The organism is Haloactinopolyspora alba (assembly GCF_003014555.1).
Lineage (GTDB): Bacteria > Actinomycetota > Actinomycetes > Jiangellales > Jiangellaceae > Haloactinopolyspora > Haloactinopolyspora alba.
This window is the reverse complement of the sequence record NZ_PYGE01000020.1, coordinates 1-18,725: the sequence shown is the minus strand read 5'-3', so window position 1 is coordinate 18,725 and position 18,725 is coordinate 1. Positions and strand designations below refer to the sequence as shown.

Annotated in this window: 20 protein-coding genes and 1 pseudogene; 7 read left to right on the top strand and 14 right to left on the bottom strand. The window is 71.9% G+C overall.

Features of this window, described 5'->3' with window-relative positions:
* Window positions 1–9: 9 nt before the first annotated feature.
* Entirely contained in the window at window positions 10–555 is a 546-nt protein-coding gene (locus CLV30_RS26675; RefSeq protein ID WP_165358750.1) for a GNAT family N-acetyltransferase, read from the bottom strand.
* 120 nt (window positions 556–675) lie between these two features.
* Here CLV30_RS26675 and CLV30_RS26670 point away from each other — a divergent pair, with 120 nt between their 5' ends.
* Window positions 676–1,113, top strand: a complete 438-nt coding sequence (locus tag CLV30_RS26670) for a hypothetical protein (RefSeq protein WP_165358749.1) — start codon at window positions 676–678, stop codon at window positions 1,111–1,113.
* A gap of 82 nt (window positions 1,114–1,195) precedes the next feature.
* Here CLV30_RS26670 and CLV30_RS21060 read toward each other — a convergent pair whose 3' ends face one another.
* The 8 genes from CLV30_RS21060 to CLV30_RS26665 all read right to left on the bottom strand — a co-directional run bounded on the left by CLV30_RS21060 (window position 1,196) and on the right by CLV30_RS26665 (window position 6,201).
* Window positions 1,196–1,615 (bottom strand): Hsp20/alpha crystallin family protein, encoded by a 420-nt coding sequence (locus CLV30_RS21060; protein ID WP_106539214.1) that lies wholly within the window; start codon window positions 1,613–1,615, stop codon window positions 1,196–1,198.
* A gap of 110 nt (window positions 1,616–1,725) precedes the next feature.
* Window positions 1,726–2,691 (bottom strand): NAD-dependent epimerase/dehydratase family protein, encoded by a 966-nt coding sequence (locus tag CLV30_RS21055; protein WP_106539213.1) that lies wholly within the window; start codon window positions 2,689–2,691, stop codon window positions 1,726–1,728.
* A 76-nt stretch (window positions 2,692–2,767) separates the two neighbouring features.
* Window positions 2,768–3,352, bottom strand: a complete 585-nt coding sequence (locus CLV30_RS21050; protein ID WP_106539212.1) for a TetR/AcrR family transcriptional regulator — start codon at window positions 3,350–3,352, stop codon at window positions 2,768–2,770.
* 16 nt (window positions 3,353–3,368) lie between these two features.
* A complete protein-coding gene (locus CLV30_RS21045) occupies window positions 3,369–4,280 on the bottom strand; it encodes a class I SAM-dependent methyltransferase (RefSeq protein ID WP_106539211.1) in 912 nt (303 codons plus the stop codon).
* A 253-nt stretch (window positions 4,281–4,533) separates the two neighbouring features.
* Entirely contained in the window at window positions 4,534–4,746 is a 213-nt protein-coding gene (locus tag CLV30_RS21040; RefSeq protein WP_106539260.1) for an FmdB family zinc ribbon protein, read from the bottom strand.
* A 78-nt stretch (window positions 4,747–4,824) separates the two neighbouring features.
* Window positions 4,825–5,502 (bottom strand): DUF6596 domain-containing protein, encoded by a 678-nt coding sequence (locus CLV30_RS21035; RefSeq protein ID WP_205741092.1) that lies wholly within the window; start codon window positions 5,500–5,502, stop codon window positions 4,825–4,827.
* Window positions 5,403–5,852: a sigma factor gene (locus CLV30_RS27060; RefSeq protein ID WP_205741091.1), complete on the bottom strand. Its 450-nt coding sequence runs from the start codon at window positions 5,850–5,852 to the stop codon at window positions 5,403–5,405. Before CLV30_RS27060 ends, CLV30_RS21035 begins: the two co-directional genes overlap by 100 nt.
* A 1-nt stretch (window position 5,853) precedes the next feature.
* Window positions 5,854–6,201, bottom strand: a complete 348-nt coding sequence (locus CLV30_RS26665; protein ID WP_165358748.1) for a YciI family protein — start codon at window positions 6,199–6,201, stop codon at window positions 5,854–5,856.
* Window positions 6,202–6,346: 145 nt separating this feature from the next.
* Between CLV30_RS26665 and CLV30_RS21025 the strand changes: the two genes are divergently transcribed.
* Window positions 6,347–7,711 (top strand): dihydrolipoyl dehydrogenase family protein, encoded by a 1,365-nt coding sequence (locus CLV30_RS21025; RefSeq protein ID WP_420842019.1) that lies wholly within the window; start codon window positions 6,347–6,349, stop codon window positions 7,709–7,711.
* 116 nt (window positions 7,712–7,827) lie between these two features.
* On the opposite strand, the gene CLV30_RS21020 is transcribed toward CLV30_RS21025, so the two are convergent.
* On the bottom strand, window positions 7,828–9,009 hold the full coding sequence (locus tag CLV30_RS21020) for a M23 family metallopeptidase (protein WP_129711113.1): 1,182 nt from the start codon (window positions 9,007–9,009) through the stop codon (window positions 7,828–7,830).
* A gap of 92 nt (window positions 9,010–9,101) precedes the next feature.
* Here CLV30_RS21020 and CLV30_RS21015 point away from each other — a divergent pair, with 92 nt between their 5' ends.
* The 5 genes from CLV30_RS21015 (at window position 9,102) to CLV30_RS20995 (ending at window position 16,272) form a co-directional block, all read left to right on the top strand.
* The gene (locus tag CLV30_RS21015; RefSeq protein WP_129711112.1) at window positions 9,102–9,680 is read left to right on the top strand and encodes a helix-turn-helix transcriptional regulator; all 579 of its coding nucleotides are present in this window, start codon (window positions 9,102–9,104) and stop codon (window positions 9,678–9,680) included.
* A gap of 168 nt (window positions 9,681–9,848) precedes the next feature.
* Entirely contained in the window at window positions 9,849–13,808 is a 3,960-nt protein-coding gene (locus CLV30_RS21010) for an AAA domain-containing protein (RefSeq protein ID WP_106539206.1), read from the top strand.
* A gap of 84 nt (window positions 13,809–13,892) precedes the next feature.
* Window positions 13,893–14,759, top strand: a complete 867-nt coding sequence (locus CLV30_RS21005; protein ID WP_106539205.1) for an endonuclease/exonuclease/phosphatase family protein — start codon at window positions 13,893–13,895, stop codon at window positions 14,757–14,759.
* A 79-nt stretch (window positions 14,760–14,838) separates the two neighbouring features.
* Entirely contained in the window at window positions 14,839–15,246 is a 408-nt protein-coding gene (locus CLV30_RS21000) for a PDDEXK family nuclease (RefSeq protein WP_106539204.1), read from the top strand.
* Window positions 15,247–15,249: 3 nt separating this feature from the next.
* Entirely contained in the window at window positions 15,250–16,272 is a 1,023-nt protein-coding gene (locus CLV30_RS20995) for a zinc-binding alcohol dehydrogenase family protein (RefSeq protein WP_106539203.1), read from the top strand.
* Here CLV30_RS20995 and CLV30_RS20990 read toward each other — a convergent pair.
* The 4 genes and pseudogenes from CLV30_RS20990 to CLV30_RS26660 form a co-directional block, all read right to left on the bottom strand.
* On the bottom strand, window positions 16,265–17,449 hold the full coding sequence (locus CLV30_RS20990) for a cation:proton antiporter (protein WP_106539202.1): 1,185 nt from the start codon (window positions 17,447–17,449) through the stop codon (window positions 16,265–16,267). The two genes, CLV30_RS20995 and CLV30_RS20990, sit on opposite strands and share 8 nt — an antisense overlap.
* Window positions 17,450–17,464: 15 nt before the next feature.
* Window positions 17,465–17,959, bottom strand: coding sequence for a cation:proton antiporter regulatory subunit (locus CLV30_RS20985; RefSeq protein ID WP_106539201.1), 495 nt, complete (start codon window positions 17,957–17,959; stop codon window positions 17,465–17,467).
* A gap of 67 nt (window positions 17,960–18,026) precedes the next feature.
* A complete protein-coding gene (locus CLV30_RS20980) occupies window positions 18,027–18,407 on the bottom strand; it encodes an MmcQ/YjbR family DNA-binding protein (RefSeq protein ID WP_205741090.1) in 381 nt (126 codons plus the stop codon).
* An 86-nt stretch (window positions 18,408–18,493) separates the two neighbouring features.
* Window positions 18,494–18,725, bottom strand: a pseudogene (locus CLV30_RS26660) (HNH endonuclease signature motif containing protein); the annotation flags it as partial.

The window sequence follows — 18,725 nt, the reverse complement described above, 5'->3', positions numbered from 1 at the left end:
ACAGCGTCGCTAGGGCGACGACGTCAGGGTGAGCGTGGCTCGCCGGAGCGCGGCGCCCGAGGCACGCGTGTGCTGGGGTTCGCGCGAGGGGTCCGCGTCGCCGATGGCGAACCCGATCGAGCGCAGGAACGACATGCCCGATTGCCAGGCGTCGGTGGCCGCAGCCGTCACCTCGTCGAGGCCGCTGAGGCGTGCTTCGTCCAACAGGACGCGGCTGATGGCGGTACCCAGCCCGGCGCCACGGTGCGTGGGCGCGAGCAGGAAGGTGCCGACGGCGCAGGCGCGCCGGTGCGGGAAGCCGAGCACCACGTCGATGAGCCCGACGATCTTCTCGCCGTCGCGGACGGTGTAGAGCCGCTTGTCCTCGAACCCGGTCCCCTCCGGGAGGGCGTAGAAAAGGCTCTGCACGTCGCCGGGCCCGGACGGTCCGCCGGTGACGGCCTCGAACCAGTCGTCACAGGCGGCGAACAGCTCCAGGATGCCGGGCTCGTCCTCCGGTTCCAGTTGCTCACGGACCACGATCGGCCCGGAATCCGTGGGGATGGTCCAGATCACGACCTGCACGATACCTACCGGCGGCCCGGCCGGGCACCGTCGGCCGATTGGCGGCACACCTCCTGGCGTCGCGCTCGTCGGGCGGTGGAACCGGCGTTCGTGCGGGGCCGTCCGATCAGCATGAGGGGCACCCGGACCGTCGTGCCGATCGTCGTCACCGTGGCGATCGCTCTGGCGGGCTGCGGCTCCGATGCCGGCGGGGACGCGGACGGCGAGGGCTCGGCGCCGCCGACCTCGTCGTCCACCCCCGAACCGACACCGCCCGAACCGAGCCCGCCCGAACCGAGCCCGCCCGAACCGAGCCCGCCTGAGCCCAGCCCGCCCGAACCGTCGGATCAGCCGACGCGGATCGGCGTCGGAGAACTGGTGGGGGTGCCGCAACCCGGTGTCGAGGGCGGGTGCTGGCTGATCGACGAGTATCTGCTGCTCGGCGGCGACGAGACGCTGCTGTCGTCCGGCCGGCGGCTACGCGTCACCGGCCACGTGGAGCGCGGCGTGATGACGACCTGTCAGCAGGGGATCGCGTTCCGGGTCGAGAGCGTCGAGCCGGTGGACTGAACGGCACCGGTCCCGGAACGCACGAAGGGGAGGCACGGTGGCGTGCCTCCCCGACGTGTGGTGTTCGTGTCCGCGAGCGGTGTCAGGCCGCCCGGGCCACCTCGATCCGGGTCGGGTTCGAACCGGAGTACGCGCCGGCGACGGTGACGGTCAGCACGCCGGCGTCGTAGGTGGCGCTGACCGCCGCGGGGTCGACCACGCCGGGCAGCGTGACGATCCGGCGGAAGCCGCCGTAGCGGACCTCGCGGACGCGACGGCCGTCGCCGTCCTGCTCGCGTGTGTCCTGGCGCTCGCCACGGACGACGAGCTTGCGGCCCTCGAGCTCGACCGTGACGTCCTGCTCGGGGTCGATGCCCGGCAGGTCGAAACGGGCGACGAGGTCGTCGCCGTCGCGGCTGACGTCCGCGGCCGGGGCGTAGGTCGCGGCGCGCGCGGCGGGAACGTCCCAGAACGAGCGGAACAGACGGTCGACGTCGGTGTACGGAACGAGTGTGCGGCTCATGGTGTCTCCTTCGACTCTGTGTCGGTGGTCGTCGGTAACCACTTCTGCCGTCTATAACTTGAGCCGGCCTCGCTCAATTCCGGGCATCGTCCCTGTTCACCGTGGGCGAATCAGAGCTGGAACGCGTGGCGATACCACTCGATGGTGGCCGCCAGCGCGGTCCGCAGCGGTGTGGGACGGATGTCGAACGCCGTCTCGAAAGCGGTGGAGACCATGTTCTGCGGGATCCGGTGCTGGTAGAACATCTCGGCGTACTCCGCCATCAACACCTCGTCGAACGGGCCGAACGCGACGGGCTCGTCGAGCACCGTGACCTTCAGCGGCCCGCCCAGGAGTTCGCCGGCGATGCGGTGCACCTCGTCGGTACTGACCGCCGGCGGCGTCGGCAGGTGCCACACCCGTCCGTCGCCGGTGCCGCTCACGCCGAGGTGGACGAGGGCACGGGCGACGTCGGGCACGTACGAGTAGCTGTGCGGCAGCGTGGTGTCGCCGAGAGCCAAAGCCGGCTCGCCGGTCAGTGCGGCGGGGAAGAAGGCCCCGCCGAGCGTGGAGTTGACGACCCCGGGGCCGAAGAAGTCGGCGGAGCGGCCGATGACGACGCGCGCCCGTCCGGTTCGGTGCGCCTCCAGGTAGCGGCGGTCCAGCTCGGCCCTGAGCATGCCTTTCCGAGATGTCGCCGCCCACGGAGTCTGTTCGGTGATGTGCTCGCCGTCGGCGCTGCCGTAGGGGTACAGCGTGTCCAGCACGACCAGCCGCGCGTCGTGGGTGGCGGCCGCGGTGACGACGGCGTCCGTGATGCCCGGCAGAGCGTCGACCTGGTGGTGATAGGCGACGTTGACCGCGTGGTGGATCACGCCGGCGTCCGCGGTCGCGGCGATGGCGCCCGCCGGTGTGGAGACGTCCGCCCGGACGGTCTCGACCCCGGCCGGGGCGTCGGTGATCTCGCCGCGGGAGACGTGCCGGACCGGCAGGCCGCGAGCGGCGAGGTCCGCGACGATGGCCGTGCCGGCGGGACCGGCGCCCAGGACGACGTGCAGGCCCGAGGTCGGTTCCGGGGTGTCGATGGGTGTGTTCATGTCTCCTCCATTCGCGTGAGTGACCAGTCAATCACTCAGATGGTCAGGTGCGTGCCGCGGCCGATGGGCAACGGCGTCAGTGCGGGTGCGGCGGCGTCGGTTCGGTGTGCCGGATGGCGGCGGTCAGGGTCGTGGCCCAGGGTTCGTCGATGGTGAAAGCGTCCACCGCGGTGAGCAGGTGACACAGTTGGCCGTAGGCCATGAACCGCTGGACTTCGGTGTCGCCGGCTCGTGACCGTGCCGCGGCGAGGTCGGTGATGCGCGCGATGCCGGCTCGCACGGTCTCCGCGATCGCCGGGTCGTCCACGGCGGCCTGGGCGTGCACCTGCAGCATCAGCACGTCACGGTCGGCGATCAGGTCGGCGTAGGCCGCGCCGAGCCGGTCGAGCACGTCCGCCGGCGTGGCGTCGGGCGACCGCGACGCGGCCGCCTCGAGCACGTCGAGGATGCGCGCGTAGCAGTGTTCGAGTGCCGCGACGAACAGCGGCGTCTTGCCGGAGAAGAGCTTGAAGACGTACGCGGGGGAGATGCCGGCATGGTCCGCGACGTCCGCGACGGTGGTTCCGGACAGCCCGGAGCGCGCGAAGACGTGGACCGCGCTGTCGATCACCGCGTCGCGACGGGCGTCGGCCGTGGAGAGTGAGCGAGTTCCGGGTGTCACATGAGTGACTATACACTCACTCTGCTCGATATCCCAGATGCACGGTGCGGGCCCGCAGCGAATAGATGTCCTCGCGGCGGCCGAGGTAGGCGTCGTCGGCGGGGTCCAGCAGCCGTTGCCAAGCCGCAGCGTCCTGTTCCGGCAGCGTCGCGTCGTCGCGGGTGCGGTCGACCCGGCGGGCGAGCCGCTCCAGCACCGTGCTCAGGTCCTCGGCGCACAACGGCGCCGGTTTCTCGAACGTGAACGTCCGGCTCTCGACGTCGGTGAGACCCGCTCTGCGCAGGGCGGTCGTCCATCCGTAGGGCATGCGCACCGACCCCGGGATGGACGCGCGCATCGCCGTGAACCAGCACTCCTCCGCCTGCAGCAACCGGGCCTCCATGCCGGGCTCGCCGACGCCGAGGTCCCAGGGCAGATGGTGACCGGGCAGCCCACCCTCGGCGAGCGCGAGCCGTCCGCCCGGCGCGAGCAGCGCCGACAGTGCGTCGACCGCCGCCTGCTGGTCGGCGAGGTGATGGATGGACGCCGACGCCCAGATGATGTCGGCGCCACGGACCACCTCCGGCAACAGCGTGAGGTCGGTGTCCAGGTCGGCGCGGATCAGCCGGATGTGCCCGTCGTCGATGCCGTCGGCGTTCATGTGCCTGCGGGCCTCGTCGAGCACGTCGCCGTCGTGGTCGACGCCGACGACGAACGCTCGGCGCGGCAACGCGGCGTCGAGCGCGACGCACATCCCCGCGTCGCCGCAGCCGATGTCCACGGCCAGCCGGTCGCCTGGTCGGGCGAGGCTCCGGGCGACGTCGGCGTACCAGCGGGCGTCCTCGTCGTGTGCGTGTGCGGTGCCCGCGTGCGGCGGACCCGGTGTGTGCGGTGGTTTCGGTGTGGGCCGTGGTTTCGGTGTGGGCGTTGCGGTCTCGGGTGCGGCCATGGGTGTTCTCCCCCCGGAGGTGATGCGGCGCAGTGCCGGTGGCTCGGCCTCCGTGTCCGGGCCACCATCCGCTGCTGTCCAGTGTGCAACGTCACAGCCCGGTTCGGCGTGCCCGGTCCCCGTTCTCCGTCCAACCGCCACCCACGGTCGAGCCGAGAATGACCACGTTCACCATGGAATTCCCTGCGTCACCACCCCTGCAAGCCTGGTGACGCGTGCGAAAGCCTCGTGGTGGCGCCGTGGCGCCTCGGCTTCAGTTGCCGCAGCCGCAGGCTCCGCCGCAGCATCCCCCACCGGACGGCCCGGCCGCCTCGGCCTCGCGGCCGGTGACCCCGACCGTCGTCAGCAGCTTGACGGTGTCGTCGTGCCCGGACGGGCAGGCGGCCGGCGCACCCGACTCGGCCATCGGGCGGGACAGGTCGAAGGTGTCGCCGCAGGTGCGGCAGCGGAACTCGTAGGTCGGCACGTTCCGCAGGATATCCCCGCGGCTGCGGAACAGCGAACGTCGACGGCGAACGGGTCGAGGCAGGAAGGCGCCCGCCATCTAGCCACGCCGGCACTGCTCGGCGCGGTCGAGCAGGAACGCCCGCTCCGCCGCGTCGCCGGTCAGCCCGGCCGCACTCTCGTACTCGACGGCAGCGTCGTGGTAGCGCTCCATGCGCCGCAGAAGATCCGCCCGCGTCGCCGGCACCCCCGGATACCGTGCGAGCCGCCGGTCCGCCGCGAGTTCGTCCACGTCGGCGAGCGCAGCGGCCGGGCCGTCGACCATCGACCGGGCGGTTGCCCGGGCAAGCGCCGTCACCGGTGACGGCTGCACGGCGAGCAACAGGTCGTACAGCGCCACCACCTGCGGCCAGTCCGTCTGGTCGTACGACGGCGACTCGGAATGCACCGCCGCGACGGCCGCGTGCAGAGCGTACGGGCCGGGACGGTCCGGCGGAGATCGCCGCATCGCGCGGGCGGCCAGCTCGCAACCGTCAGCCAGCGCGACGGCGTCCCACGCGGTCCGGTCCTGGCGATCGAGCGGGATCAGGCCGCCCGCGTCGTCCAGCCGGCCGGCGCGCCGTCCCTCCGCGAGCCGGATCGTGGCCAGCAGGCCCAGCACCTCGGCCTCGTCCGGCATCAGCTCGGCCAGGACACTTCCCAGCTCACGCGCGCGGGCCACCAGGTCCGGCCGGTTGCCCGACGCGGCCGAATGACCCTCGGTGAACAGCAACGACACGTCGCCGGATGGCAGCAGGTGAAGATCAGCCGCAGCCGCTCGTCACGGAACGGGTCGTACTGCTCGGTCACGTCGCCCTCCGGCACGATCAGCAGCGGCAGCTTGCGCGCCAGCGTCCGCTCCCGCCGCAGACCGTCCAGGGCCTTGCGGCGAGCGACCGTCGTCAGCCAGGCGGTCGGGTCGTCCGGCACGCCGCTCGATCTCCAGGCCCGGGCCGCTTCGGCGAACGCTTCCTGCACCGCGTCCTCGGCAGCATCGAAGTCCCTGGTGACGCGCACCACGGTCGCGAGCACACGTGCCCGGCTCCGGTGGTGCGCGTCGGCCAGGGCCTCGTCCAACCGGTGCGTCACGTCAGCTCGAGACGTCCCAGATCGGACGGATCTCGGTCGCGGTCCCGATCGGGCATCGCCGGGCGATGTCGATGGCCCTGTCGAGATCGGGCGCTTCGATGATGTAGAACCCCGCCAGGTTCTCCTTGAGCTCCAGATACGGGCCGTCGGTGACCAGCACGTCGTCGCCGTCCGGGCGCAGCGTGGTGGCGGTGTTCGCCGGCCGCAGGGCCTCGCCGCTGTGCGCCGCCCCGCTCTCCTCCAGGAACTCGACGAACGTGCGATGTTCGTCCAGCGCGGCGTCGCGCTGGTCGTCGGGGACCGCGTCCCAGTCGGTGTCGTTCTCGAACAGCATCAGCATGTACTTCATGGCCGTCATCCTTTCCGTGTCGCCGGCTTCTGGCCACTGTTGACGAACGGCGGGAGCGGAATTCGACAACGCGGCCGGACGAGTTCGGCGGCACGCGTAGTCTCGGCACCAGGATCGCGATCGCGCCGGCATCGTGGAAAGGACCATGACAATGGACGAGCAAGCCGACGTCGTCGTTCTGGGCATGGGTGTGGGCGGCGAATCCGTCGCAGGTTCGCTGGCCGAGTCCGGTCTCGACGTGATCGGCATCGAGAATCGCCTGGTCGGTGGCGAGTGCCCGTACTGGGGCTGCATTCCCAGCAAGATGATCATCCGGGCGGCCGACCTGTTGGCGGAGGCACGCCGGGTGGACGGCATGGCCGGGCACGCCGAGGCCACACCGGACTGGACCCCGGTGGCGAAACGCATCCGCGACGAGGCCACCACGGACTGGGACGACCGGATCGCCGCCGAGCGCTTCACCGGCAAGGGCGGCCGACTGGTCCGCGGGCGAGGCCGGCTGACCGGTCCCGGGCGGGTCGAGGTCGACGGGACGACGTACGAGGCGCGGCGGGCGGTGGTCGTCGGCACGGGCACGACGCCGGTGATTCCGCCGATCGACGGGCTGAGCGACACCCCGTACTGGACCAATCACGAAGCGCTCGAGGCGGATCAGCTACCGGAGTCGCTGATCGTGCTCGGTGGCGGTGCTGTCGGGCTCGAACTGGCGCAGGGGTTCGCGCGCTTCGGTACGCGGGTCACGGTGATTGAGGCCCAGGACCGGATGCTGCCGGGCGAGGAGCCGGAGTCGTCCCAGATCGTCGAGCGGGCGCTGAAGGCCGACGGCATCGACATCCACACCGACAGCCGGGCCGGGTCGGTCTCGCACGACGGATCCGTCTTCACGGTGACGCTGAGCGACGGCACGTCGGTGCGCGGCACACGGCTGCTGGTGTCGGTGGGACGGCGTGCGCAGCTGTCCGAGCTGGGCGTGGACACCGTCGGGCTCGACCCGTCGGCGGCATGGTTGCAGGTCGACGACCGGCTGCGGGCGGCCGACGGGGTCTACGGCGTCGGCGACGTCACCGGGCACGGCGCGTTCACGCACATGGCGACGTACCAGGCCGACATCGTCGTCCGCGAGATTCTCGGGCAGGACGGCCCGCCGGCCGACTACCGGGCGGTACCCAGGGTGACGTTCACCGATCCCGAGATCGGCACGGTCGGCATGACCGAGGCCCAGGCTCGTGACGCGGGCCGCGCCGTGCGCGTCGGCGTCGCGCAGGTGCCGTCCACGGCACGCGGCTGGATCCACAAGGCCGGCAACGACGGCGTGATCAAGCTCGTCGCCGATGCCGACGAGGGCGTGCTGATCGGTGCGACGTCCGCCGGCCCGACCGGTGGTGAGGTCCTCGGTGCGCTGTCGGTGTCCGTGCACGGCCGAGTGCCCGTCGAGACGCTTCGGCACATGATCTACGCCTACCCGACCATCCACCGCGGCATCCAGGACGCGTTGCGCGCGCTCGGGTGAGCCGTCGCGCGGGCCGGCCCCGGCATCACCAGGATTTCTCCCGCGTCACCAGGCTTGCAGGGGTGGTGACGCAGGGAATTCCATGGTGAACGTGATCATTCTTGCCGGGGCGAGGGTCAGGGGAGCCAGGACATCGGGTTGGTGAACTCGCCGTTCACCAGGACCTCGAAGTGCAGGTGGCATCCGGTGGACGAGCCGGTCGTCCCGACGGAGCCGATCTGGTCGCCGGTTGAGACGGACTGCCCGGCGCTCACCGCGAACGACGACAGGTGGTTGTAGGTCGTCGTGACGTCGAGGCCGTTGATGACACCGTGCGAGATGGTGACCTGGTTGCCGTACGCGCCGGCGTACTCGGCCGACTCGACGGTGCCCGCGCTCGCCGCGCTCACGGTCGCACCGCACGACGCGCCGAAGTCGGTGCCGCTGTGCAGCTTGTACACCCCGGTCAGCGGGTGTACCCGCATGCCGTACGGCGAGGTGATCGGACCGCTCGACGGCATGATGAACTCGCCGCTGCCCGTCGGTTCGTCCTGCGTGGGCTCCTCGCCGCGGTCGCCACGGCTCGGGTTCTCCTCGGCCGCTTCTCGTTCGCGCTCTGCCTCGCGTTCGCGTGCGGCTTCCTGCGCAGCCTCGTAGACCTGCTTGACCTCGGCCAGGGCGCTCTCGGCGTCCTGGGCCGCGGCGGCGGCCTCGTCGAGTGCGGCCTTCGCCTCCTGCTCCAACTGCTGGGCGTCGGCGGATGCGGCCGCGGCGGCCTCCGCCTGGCCCTGTGCGCGCTGGGCGGCGTTGGCGGCGTTGGCCCTGGACTCCGCTGCCTCACGGACCAGCGTGTCCTGCACGCGCATCAGCTCGGAGATGCTGTTGGACCGTCGCTGGAACTGCTGCGGGTCGACCGCGGCGCCCAGAGCCGCGAGCCGGCCGAGTTCGGCGTTGTTCGCGTACGCGTGTGCGGCCAGCCGTCCCAGTTCCTCACGGGCGTCGCTGGAGCTCGCGGCCGCGTCCTTGCTCTCGGCGCGGGCACGCTCGGCCCTCGCCTCGGCGCGGTTCGCGCGCCTCTCGGCGTCGTGTGCCGCCTGACTGGCCTTCTCGGCCCGCCGCTGTGCCGCGGCCTCGGTCTTCTGTGCTGCTTCGAATTCGGCGCGTGCCGCGTCGAGATCACTTTTGGCGTCGTCGACGGACGGCGGCTGCTCATCGGTGCGAATGATCAGGCCGGAGGCGGTGGTCGGTGCGGGAACCCCCCATGTCGCCCCTCCGATGGCGGCCGCTAGCATGATGGCGCCCAGAGTTCTGGATCTCACTCCGGCGCCTCTCTGTCTGCGGTCATCGTCGGCCACTGTAGGGGACGATTGTCCCATTTACAACCAATGCTTGTATCCCTAGGGTGTGGCGCATGCCTGATGCCGCCGCGGATCTCGCTGCCGTCCTGCGGCCGTCCGATCGCCCGAACGCCGAGCTCACGGCGGGTGGCGGTAACTACGTCCGCAGCGCCGGCAGCTGGTTGTACGCCGCGACGGGCGACCCCGTCCCGGGTGCCGCGGATCTCACCCTCGGGCAACGGTACGCGGCTGCGCCGAGAGTGCAACGCGACGAGCGGGAGTACGTCCTGCTGGACGACGGGTGGTTGCTCGGGTCGCAGGCGCGGCCCGAGCTGGGATGGTGCCTGCAGTGCATGGTGCGCATCACCGACGCGCACCCCAGCCTGACGGCCGCGGTGCCGGTCGAGGAGCTGGCCGGCCGTGCATCGGTCGTGGTCGGGCTGACAGCCCCCGAGCTGGAGGCGGCGAACCTGCTGACTTCGTCGGCGATCGCCCACCTGCTCGGTGTGACGAGAAGCACGGTCAACGCGTACCACTCGCGAGGGCAGATGCCCCCGCCCGCGCTGACGTTGAGCCGTCGGTTGCCGCTGTGGCCGCGTCCGATCATCGACCACTGGATGGCAGGACACACGCGCCGTCATCGTGACGGTTGACGGATCCCGGACGGGGCGCTGAGCACCGCCGAGCCCCTCGTCCGAGGCCCCATCGGGTGTTCGGCCCAATTTCCACCAAGGTCCGACATAGGGCGCGTTGCGTACTTAGTCTGCGAGAGATCCGCAGGTGCGCGGCCTACCGCCGCCATGCCGTAGGCGAGGAGCCCGATGAACGACCCGGCACCGACGAATGTCCGCACCGACCACACCGGCGACGCGCGATCTGTCACGCCGCATCGCACGCTGCGGGACACCCACCAGACCGAGGGCCGGTTCGTCGCCGTGCGGCCTGCCTCCACCCTTCCGGTCCCGACCGCGTCCCTGGTGGCCCCGGCGCCCGAGCCGCGGCCGGCCCCGGAGTGCGCCACCCGCCCGGAGCCGGCGGGACGTGACGAGCTGCCGGCCGGTGACCGCGCCGCGCTGCTGATCGGCACCGCGGTCCACGACCACGAGGACTTCCCCGAGCTGGCGTCCGCCGGGGCCGGCATCCGGCACATGAAGCAGGTCCTCGAGCGTCCGGACGTCGGCATGATGGACACCTGCCTGGTGGTCGGCGACGCCACCCGCGGGCAGATGATGCGCGGCATCGAAACGTTCCTGGAGGAGCGCGAGTACCCGGACACCGTCCTCGTCTATCTCAGCGGCTACGCGGCGGTGTCCGAGCGGGACGGGCGACTGTACCTGGTCGCCAAGGACACCGACCCGGCGGACCTCGAGCGCACCGCCGTGCCGGCGGACTTCCTGCGCCGCCAGCTCCAGGAGTGCCGCGCCCCGAGCAAGGTGGTGCTGCTGGACTACTGCACGGCCGGCACCGTGACCACGGGCGTCGTGCTACCGGAACCACCCGGCGTGTACGTCATCGCGGCCGCGGAGGGCCTGCCCGCAGTGCCGGAGACGGGGGCCGGCACGATCGGGACGTCCGCGTTCACCGCCGAGGTCGTCGAAGGGCTGAGCAGCGGCCGGGTGAAGGACGGGCTGGGCCCGTGGGTCACCGCCGACGACCTGGCCGAGTACCTGACGCGGCGGGCCGCGGCCGCGACCTCGACGCTGTCGGTCCCGGGGAACCACGTGATCGCCCGTTCCGCCGTGCGGCCGTTGAGCCTGCTCGGCGGTGACACCACCGAACGGTCCCTGGCGGCCGTGCCGAAGGCCACGCGCTGGTCCCGCAGCGGTGTGACGGATCTGCCCGGATGGCGCGACCTGGTCCACTACTACCGCGCCTGCCTCGCGGACGCGCCGTCGCCGGTGGCGTTGCCTTCGCGCGGGGACGCGCCCGACCGCTACGTCCCGATCGGCTCCGGAGCCGAGACGCTGCTGTCCGGCGCCGATTCGACCGCTCCCGCTCCGGACGGCGTGGACACGTTCGACTGGAAGGAGCGGGAGCTGTGGTACGGGTACCCGCTGGTGACGCTGGCCGGGGGCGGGCGGCGTCATTCGGAGAGCCCGCTGGCGACCGCCCATGTCGCGCCGCTGCTGGTGCAGCGGGTCGAGGTGACGGTCGACTCGCGAGGTGCGGCGGCGCTGCGGCCGACCGGACCGGTGATGCCGCATGCCGGGGTGCTCCAGGCGTGTCTGGACGAGCAGGAGGCGGCCGGTGTGCTGTCGTCCTGGCGCCAGACCTGGGAGCCCGGCGACACCACGCAGATGCTCGTCGCGGTCCGGCAGCTGATGAAGCGCCTCGGGCTCGCCGAGACGGCGCCGATGGACCCGGCCGTCCTGGCCGGTGACGACGTCGGCACGGCGACCAGGACCGGCGTGCACAACGCCGCAGCGGTGCTCTACGTGGAGTCGACGCGTGCGAGCGCCACGACGGCGAGCTCGGAGCTGACTGCCCTGGCCGACATGTCGCATCGCGTCGCCGGCACCGCGCTCGAGCCGCTGGGCGCGCCGGCCGGCCGCACCGCCGCCGAGGCACCGGCCGACAGCTCCGTTCCCGTCGCGGTCACGCCGGAGGTTCTGGGCGACAGCCAGTCGGCAGTCCTCGAGGACGCGATGAGGCAGCAGCTCACGGTCGCCACGACGCCACCGGGGACCGGCAAGGAGCGGCTGCTCGTCGCGGCCGTGGCCACCGCGGTCGCCGCCGGCCAGCGGGTGCTGCTCGTCTCCGCGGACGAGCGGCTGCGCCGGGTCGTCGACCGGTGCGCCGCCCTCGCACCGGGAACGCTGATCCGTACCGGCGACGCGCAGGCGCGTGCGGAGGAGAAGCAGTTGCTGCGTGAGCTGCTGCGCTCGTCCCGTGCCGGCGGAGACCACCGGCCCGCGGCGGCCGTGGCCGGCGAGCTCGCCGACGCTCGTGCCGAGCTCGAGGGGTGGCGTGCCGGCCTGGCCGAGCGGGTGGAGCTCGAGGCGACGCTGCGCAAGACCTGTTCCGCACGGGCCGCCGCGGCCGAGCGGATCGGGCTGGACGTCGCCGTGCTGGAGTCCGCGTGGCCCGACGACGACGCGGCGCTGCGCGCGTGGATCGAGCGCGCCCGCTCGCTGGGCAGCGCGAAGGTGCTGCACGATCGCCGTCGCGGTCGTGCAGCGGCGGCGTACCTGCGTGCCGCCGGCGCCGACGTGGTGGAGCCGTCCGTGCTGCGTGCGGCACACGACGACGCGGACGTCTTCGACGCTCTGCTGCTGTTCGCCCGGGCCGAGCTGCGCGTCCGCGAGGTGCGCTCGGCTGTCGCCCGGGTGTCGGACGAGGACATGGAGAGTTCCGGCGACGCGCTCACGCGGCGCTGTGCCGAGTTGTCCGAAGAGCTCGTCGCGGCGGTCGTGGCCGAACGCACCGTCCGGGCACGGTCCGCGCTGGATGCCCGGCGGGCCGCGCTCGAGCCGGGCGGGCGCGACCGGCGGAAGAGTCAGCGGGAGCTGGCCGGCGCGCTCGGAGGGTGGGCCGTCACGGTCGACGGGGCGGACCAGCTGGCCATGGAGCCCGGCCTGTTCGACCTGGTGATCGTCGACGAGGCGCACGACGTGCCGGTCGCGGCGATGCTGCCGCTGCTGTTCCGTGGCCGGCGCGCGCTGGTCCTGGGTGACCCGGCGCGGCGCGGGGAACCGGCACCGATCGGCGATCACCGTCAGCGCGCCGCTCGTGAGCACGCCGGGCTGAGCGCGAGCTGGCTCGAGGAGCGCCGCCTCACCCACCGGACCGACTCCGCCTACGACGCCGCGGCGGCACGCGTGCGCGAGGTGGCGCTGCTGGACCAGCACGACGGCTGCCATCCGCGGATCGCCCGCATCGTCGACGAGGTGTTCTACGACGGCCGTCTGACCGTCGTCACGGACGTCCGCACGCTGCGGCGGGCGCACGATCCGGAGACCGGGCAGTCGACGTTGCTGCTGTGGGAGGACGTGCACGGGACGCCGGAGCGTGGTCCGAACGGCGGGTCGTGGCGGAACCAGGCCGAGATCGACCGCGTCGTGTGGGCGGTGAACGAGCTGCGCGACCAGCTGCCGGACGGTGCCACGGTCGGCGTGCTGACCCCGTTCCGCGCCCAGGCGGCGGAGCTGCGCTCGATGTTCCGGTTCGAGCCGGTGCCGGTCGGGTCGTTGGACGACCCCGAGATCGGTATGTGCGACGCCGTCGTCGTCTCGCTCGTCGTCGGCGCCGAGGCGCCCACGCAGACCGTGCGCTGGGTCGAGTCGCACGCCCAGCTGTGGAACGCGGCGCTGACCCGGGCGCGGTCGCACGTGGTGACCGTCGGCCACCACGCGTTCTGGACCTCTCGGGCGGGCATCGCGCGGGACCTGGCGCGGAGGTCCTCGGTGCGGTCCTTCCACGTCCGGCCGTTGCCGCCCGAGGCGGCGGACGATCCGGTGGCGGCCGACGGGGTGGCCGAACTGCTCTCGCGGCGCCTGGCCGACGCCGGTTACACCCGGATCGAATCGAACGCGGTGCTCGACGGCTACCGGTGCGACCTGCTGGTCGGTACGGAGGACGGGACGACGGCGGTGCTGCTCGACCGTGGCGTGGCGCCGAACGAGGATCCGGCACGGCATCTGCGCCGCATGTTCGGGCGCCGCCGGCTGCTCGACGGTGTGCGGCCGGAGACCGAACCGGCGCTCGGCCCCGTCACGCGTGTACTGCGGGTGCCCGCCTGGCAGGTGCGTTCCGGCGGGGCCGTGCCGGGACTGATCGACTGAGACCGTTCGGGCGCGGTTCTCCCGCTCGTCACCACGGCCCGGCAAGATCGACGTCACTCATGTCCGGACGTCGAGAGGACGCTCATGCGGATTCGACGCAGTGCCCTGGCCGCGATCGTCGCGCTGGTGACGGCTATGGTCGCCACAGTGACCAGCACTCCCGCGGCAACCGCCGACCCGTCAGCGCGGGACCGGCCGTTGTCGGTGATGAGCTTCAACATCCACCACGGCGTCGGCACCGACGGCCGGCTCGATCTGCAGCGCATCGCCGACGTGGTGAAATCCGAGGGCGCGGACGTCGTCGGGCTGCAGGAGGTCGACCGGCACTGGTCCGAGCGCAGCGACTTCGTCGACCAGGCCGCCTGGCTCGCCCGAGAGCTGAACATGCACGTCGTCTACGGCGCCAACCTCGACCGCGACCCGCGCGAGCCCGGAGCGCCGCGCCGGCAGTACGGCACCGCCATCCTGAGTGAACGGCCGATCCGCGACTGGGACAACACGTTCCTCCCGCAGTACGAAGGCAGCGAGCAGCGTGGCCTGCTGCGGGCCCACATCAACGTGCGCGGCATCTGGATCCAGGTGTACAACACCCATCTGCAGCACGATGACGCCGCCGAACGGCTGGACCAGGTCGCGGCGGTCGAGGAGCTGATCGGCGAGCCCGACGAGTCGGTGATCCTGCTCGGCGACCTCAACGCCACGCCGCGGTCGCCCGAGATCGGCGAACTGATGGACGGCCTGGTCGACTCGTGGGAGGAAGCGGGTGTCGGTGACGGTTCCACCTACCCGGGTGACGATCCGCGGACCCGCATCGACTACGTCCTCACCTCCGGTGACGTGGTGACCCGCACGGCGGCCGTGGTGGCCACCGACGCGTCCGACCACCGGCCGGTCAGTGCGGACGTGCTGCTGCCCGGGTCGTCCGTCGGGGGCGGGCCGAACGCCGGCTGAGGCAGGGCAACCGCTCACTCGCTCAGGGCAACCGTGCGCACCGCAGCTGCGCGTATCGTTGGGCCCATACTCGGCAGTCATGAGGGCGAGAACGGTGGAGGGCGAGATGACGGCGGACCTTCCGGTGCCGGATCACCTCCTGACTGTCGACGAGTGGGATGGCATCGAGGAGTCCGAGGCCAGCAGGCAGTACGAGCTGGTGGACGGGGTGCTCGTGGTGAGTCCACGCGCACTGCCTTTGCACCAGATCGCGGCGTATCGGCTGGCGGCGATGCTCGATGCGGGCATGAAGTTCGCCGAGTATCAGGAGGCGGGCATCCCGTCGTACTGGGTCATCGACCCGGACGCCGCGGCCGAGGCGCGCTTCGTCGCGTACGACCTGGTCGACGGCGTGTACGTGGAGGCGGCGCGCGGCGGTGACAGCGCCGAGGTGCGCCGTCCGGCGCCGATGACCGTCGACGTCGGCGGGCTGCTGAGACTGGACTGACCGATGCCGTCGCGGCAGCGAGCGTGGCGGGTGCGCGAACCCGGTCCGATGGCCTCGCATCCGCTGGAGCTCACCGACGAGCCGGCGCCGCGGCCGGGGCCTGACGAACTGCTGGTCCGGGTCCTGGCCTGCGGCGTCTGCCGCACTGACCTGCATGTCGCCGAAGGCGACCTGCAGGTCCACCGGCGGCACGTCGTGCCCGGTCACGAGGTCGTCGGCGAGGTGGTCGAGCCGGGCGGCCACGACACCGGGTTCGTCTCCGGCGACCGGGTCGGCATCGCCTGGCTGCGCGGTACCTGTGGCGCGTGCCGGTACTGCACCCGCGGCGACGAGAACCTGTGCCCGGATTCCGCCTACACCGGCTGGGACGCCGACGGCGGCTATGCGGAGTTCGCGACGGTACCGGCCGCCTACGCGCTCGCGTTGCCGGACGGGTACACCGACGTCGAGCTGGCGCCGCTACTGTGCGCCGGCATCATCGGGTATCGGGCGTTGATGCGCGCCGAGGTGCCGTCAGGCGGCCGGCTGGGCATCTACGGCTTCGGCGCCAGCGCCCATCTGGCCGCGCAGGTCGCATTGGCCGACGGCGTCGTCGTGCACGTGCTGACCCGCAGCGAGCAGGCACAGCGGCTCGCGCTGGAACTCGGCGCGGCCTCGGCCGGCGCCGCGACCGACCCGCCACCGGAACCGCTCGACGCGGCCGTACTGTTCGCGCCCGTGGGTGAACTGGTCCCACCTGCTCTCGAGGCGCTCGACCGCGGCGGCACGCTGTCCATCGCGGGCATCCATCTGAGCGACATCCCGTCGCTTGACTACCAGCGGCACCTGTTCCAGGAGCGGCAGGTGCGCAGCGTCACGGCGAACACCCGCGCGGACGCGCGCAGCTTCCTCGACTTCGCCGGCCGGCACCGGCTGCGCGTGAGTACCACCGAGTATCCGCTCGACGGCGCCGAGCGTGCACTGACCGACCTGGCCGCCGGTTCCGTGCACGGTGCGGCCGTGCTGGTGCCGGCGCCGGTCAGGTGAGCGCGCGCACCTCGCGGCGTCGACGCACGGCGGCCTTGAATCGCGCGGAGTCCGGCAACCGCGCCAGCAGCGGCCCACCCACCACGGTGATCAGCACGTATGCCGTCGCCATCGCGGCCAGCCGCGGCTCCACCCCGGCGCTGACCGCCAAGCCGGCGATGACCACGGAGAACTCGCCACGTGGCGTCAGCACGAGCCCGGTACGCCAGCGCCCGGGCACCGCGATGCCGGCACGTCGAGCCGCGAAGTAGCCGGTGAGCACCTTCGTTGCCATGGTCACCACAGCCAGCGCAAGCGCCGGCACCAGAACCGGCACCACTTCGCCCAGGTCGGTCGCCAGGCCGAAGAACACGAAGAACACCGCGGCGAACAGATCACGCAACGGCGTGAGCACCTGCGATGCGTGCAACGCGACCGGACCGGAGATCGCGATGCCGACCAGGAAGGCGCCGACCGCCGCCGACACGTTGACCCGGTCGGCGAGCCCGGCCACCAGCATGGTCAGTCCCAGAACTCCGAGCAGCAGCGACTCCGGCTCCTTCGGGCTGAACAGGGTGGAGATGAGGTGCCCGTGCCGCAGCGCCAGGTAAAGGATGAGCACCACCGCGGCGACGGCGATCACCAGCGTCCGGGTGCCTTCCAGGAGGCCGGCGCCGACCACCAAAGCGGACAGCACCGGCAGGTAGAAGGCCATCGCGAGGTCTTCGATCACGAGGATGGACAGCACGACCGGCGTTTCGCGGTTGCTCAGCCGCCCCAGGTCGCGCAGGACCTTCGCGATGACGCCCGAGGACGAGATCCAGGTGATGCCGGCGAGGGCCACCGCCGCGACCGGGCCCCAGCCGAGCAGCAGCGCGAACGCGGCGCCAGGCAGCGCGTTGAGCACCCCGTCCAGCACGCCGGCCAGGGCGGAGCGGCGGATGTTCGTCACCAGTTCGTCCGCGGAGTACTCCAGGCCGAGCATGACCAGCAGCAGGATCACGCCGATCTCGGAACCGACCTCGAAGAACTCGGCACCCGCCGACAGCGGCGCCAGCCCGCCCTGGCCGAAGGCCAGCCCTGCCGCCAGATACACCGGGATGGGGGACAGGCCGATCCGTCCGGCCAGGCGGCCCAGCAACCCGATGCCGAGCAGCAGCGCGCCCACCTCGATGAGCAGCATCGTTGTTTCGTGCATGGGGCGCCGCGGCCGTCAGCTCGGGCCGGCGGCGACGATCTGTGCGAGTGCGTCCAGTCCGGAGCGCGTCCCGACCGCGACGATCGTGTCGCCGGCGGCGAACACCACGTCCGGGCCCGGGGAAGCGATGACGTCGTCGTCGCGGAGAAGTGCGACGACGGAGGCGCCGGTGCGGGTGCGCGCCTGCGTGGCGCTCAGCGGCCGCCCGACGTACGGCGACCCTGTCGGGACCTGAATCTGCTCGGTGAACAGCCCGGCGGCCTGGTCGCGCAGTTCGGAGAGCCGGCTGAGGACGACGGCGGCGCCGAGCACGTCGGCGACCGCGGCGGCCTCTTCTTCGGTCAACGACACCGAAGCCGTGCAAGCGTCGGGATCGTCGGCGTCGGTGAATCCGAGCGTCCGTTCACCCGAGCGGTGCGCGACGACGCTGACCTGACGGCCGTCCTCGGTGACGACGTCGTGCCGGACACCGATGCCCGGAAGATCGACCTGCTCTACGCGAACTCCCACGTCAACCGAGCGTACCCGGCGCCTTCGCCGGACGGTGGCGCAGCCGGCCGAATCGGTGACGCACGGGTCAGCCGGCCGAGTCGAGAGCGGTGAGCATCCGCTTCAGCGCTACTTGCCGGTACGACGCGTCGACCAGCTCGCGAACCTCGTCCCAGTCGACGTCGGCTGCGGTGAAGTCGAGAGCCACCCATCCGCTGGGCCCGTGGTACGGAGGTACGTAGAACCGCCCGTCGTCCAGCAGGGCGCGGCGTTCCGCAGGGTCGGCTTTGACGATGACGGCATACGGGTGTTCGTCGTCCCCACCGAACAGGGCGAACATCTTCTTGCCGGCACGGAAGGTCGGCCGTCCCCACGCCTCGACCTCGGCGGCCTCCGGGAACGCCAGGCACACGCGCCGCAGCTCCGCAAGGTACGGGTCGTCGTCGCTGTACATGCGCGGATGGGTCATCGTCAAACGCTAGATCCGGCGACGGTGCGGCTCAAGTGATCACTCCTGCGATCGTGCCAGCCCATGTCGTGCTCCTGTGCGTGGTGTCAGAACGGTGGGGGCTCGGGTGGGTCGGTGGTGGTGTCGTGTGGTTGTGGGGTGGGGGTTTGTTCGGGGGTGATGGTGGTGGTGCGGCCGGTGGGGCTGGTCCAGACGAAGGTGCCGGGGTGGGGTTGTTCGACTCGCCAGCGGGTGTGGTGTTTGAGCAGGTGGTGGTGGCGGCAGAACAGGCCGAGGTTGCATGCGTCGGTGCCGCCGAGGGGGTAGACGATGGTGTGG